This window comes from Acinetobacter towneri DSM 14962 = CIP 107472 (genome assembly GCF_000368785.1).
GTDB lineage: Bacteria > Pseudomonadota > Gammaproteobacteria > Pseudomonadales > Moraxellaceae > Acinetobacter > Acinetobacter towneri.
Genome location: NZ_KB849669.1, coordinates 1 through 2,329 on the forward strand (window position 1 = coordinate 1; position 2,329 = coordinate 2,329).

The following is a 2,329-nucleotide window of genomic DNA, read 5'->3' on the forward strand; positions in this document are numbered from 1 at the left end:
TTTTTTTACTGTCTTCTCTAGTATGAACATAATCAGCGGAGAATCCTCTTTCTCTATATGCCTGAACTACTTGGATACAGTGTTCATAGTTTAGAGCAGAGGCAATAATCTTTAATCTATTATCATTATTAGCATTACGTAGCTCTATAAGTTGATGAATAGAAGCATCAACAATTGTGTCTAATGTTTCCTTAGATGTGACAATACTTCTACGGAAACTTGCATCCTCCTCTCCTAATCTTATTACTTCTTCAAGAGATACTTCGACTTCTTGACTGTCTTCATAACGTACATATTTTAATGTTTTAGGATTAAGCCTTATAGCGGTTAACTCTTTTACATATCCTTTTTGAATAGCTGTTTGAACAGGAAAGGTATAAATAACTTCTCCTGACATAATTTTTCCATCGGATCGCTCTGGTGTTGCACTGTAATTTACAATTGCAGCTTGGGAAAATTTATTTTTCAAATTTTCCCAAGTTTCCGCAACACTATGATGTCCTTCATCAAAAATTATGACATCAAAAAAGTCATCAGGTAGATTGTTTAACCAGCGATTATTGTCTCCTTGTAGCTGCTGGATATTGGTAATTACTACATCAGACTCTTCTAAATCAGATAGGTTGGTATCTTTACTACGAATTTCTACAGGTTCTGGAAATTCATTTCCTTTTAGTACTGAACATTTTTTATAAAAAGATGTTAATGGTTCAAAATCTTCAAGCAGTTGATTTGCAATAGAAACACCTGGAGCAATTACTAAAGATCTTTTTGACTTAAATGCAAAAGGAGTAAGAGTTATACAACCAGATTTACCACAACCAACAGGAAGAACTATTCCAACTTCTTTATTTGTAGTGGCCTGAAAGTGATTTTCATAAAAATCTTTTAGTGCAAGATATGAATTAATCTGTGGTTCTCTTAGTTTAGGATTATTTTCTATATATGTAGAAAGCGCTTGAAAAGCATGTGTCATTTTAGAATACCCTCTTGATAATAAGGGTTTATATTGAACTATTTATCATTTTATTCAATGGCCATGAAAGTTGAGTTTTTTAATTAAGCCAAGAGATAAAATAAGTAATTTTAAAGTTTTCCTAAAATTAACATAATACGCCTTATACGAAATGGGTTATAATTCTCTTTAGAAATCAATGCTGTAGTTTCTAGTTGATGGTCCATCTTCCCCAAGGTGGGCTTTTTTTATGATTTTTCACGTTCCACGCTTATTATTTAATCAAAAGACCTCTTGCGAAAGTATAGTTTTATCTAATTTTTGAATTGGCTAAAACCTCATAAAATATAGCTTTTGGCTGCTTAAAATTTGACTAACGCAAGAATTCTAAAGTTTCTCAACTTTGATTAGCTCAAATAAATACCATTTCTCTTTTTCTAGGTCTCTTTAAATCACGAATTATGTAACTATAGAGTATACCCTAAAGTTACAATCTGGAAGTTCATGAAATTATGTATCATTTAAATGATTTTTAATCATAAGTAACATGTAACTTTAGTGTTAAAGAATTATAATTTACGAAATTGTTCATTTTTATCCAATTGGGGCGTGAAAAAGTGAAAGGCCAAAAAGTAGGGTATGTCCGGGTAAGTTCTGTCGAGCAAAACACTGGACGTCAACTTGAAGGAATTGAGGTCGACCGGATTTTTGTTGACCGTGCTTCAGGTAAAAATACTGACCGACCTAAATTTCAGGAAATGTTGAACTATGTCCGGGAAGGGGACAGGGTGATTGTACATTCAATGGATCGTTTTGCGCGAAGCCTAAAAGATTTGGTCACTGAAGTAGATAAACTGGTCAAACGAGGGATCGCCATCCAGTTTGTAAAAGAAAATATTACTTTTACAGCCGAATCCACCCCGATGGATAATTTGATGCTTCAAATGATGGGTGCTTTTGCACAGTTCGAACGTGAGATCATTTTAGAGCGGCAAAAGGAAGGAATAAAACTCGCCTCTGCTCAGGGGAAGTACAAAGGTCGGGTGCATAAACTAAAGCCTGACCAAGCTGAAGCTTTACGACAAGCATGGAAGGAGGGGAAGTATCCATCGAAAATGGCATTAGGGAAAGCTTTTGGGATTAGTCGTCAGGCGGTATACCGATATTTACAAGTTAGTGAATAGCTTATTGGGATTAGCAACTAAATTTAGTTTAACTTATAAAAATCATGAAACACTGTTCGAATTTTAAGCGTGGAACATGAATAATCAATAAAAAGCGGCACTGTTGCAAATAGAGATTTGAGTCGATGATGTTCCCTTTAAAAAGTACTTAGAGACCGAAAACCCTGTTGATTAGACACACTTCACCCTG

Annotated in this window: 2 protein-coding genes; one reads left to right on the forward strand and one right to left on the reverse strand. The window is 34.4% G+C overall.

The window, feature by feature from the left end; translation table 11 throughout:
* A partial coding sequence (locus F947_RS00205; protein ID WP_004968495.1) for a DEAD/DEAH box helicase family protein occupies positions 1–976 on the reverse strand: 976 nt, incomplete at its 3' end.
* Between the two features lie 596 nt (positions 977–1,572).
* Here F947_RS00205 and F947_RS00210 point away from each other — a divergent pair.
* Positions 1,573–2,139 carry a recombinase family protein gene (locus F947_RS00210; protein ID WP_000678311.1) on the forward strand — a complete coding sequence of 189 codons (567 nt, stop codon included), beginning with the start codon at positions 1,573–1,575 and terminating at the stop codon, positions 2,137–2,139.
* Positions 2,140–2,329: the final 190 nt, after the last annotated feature.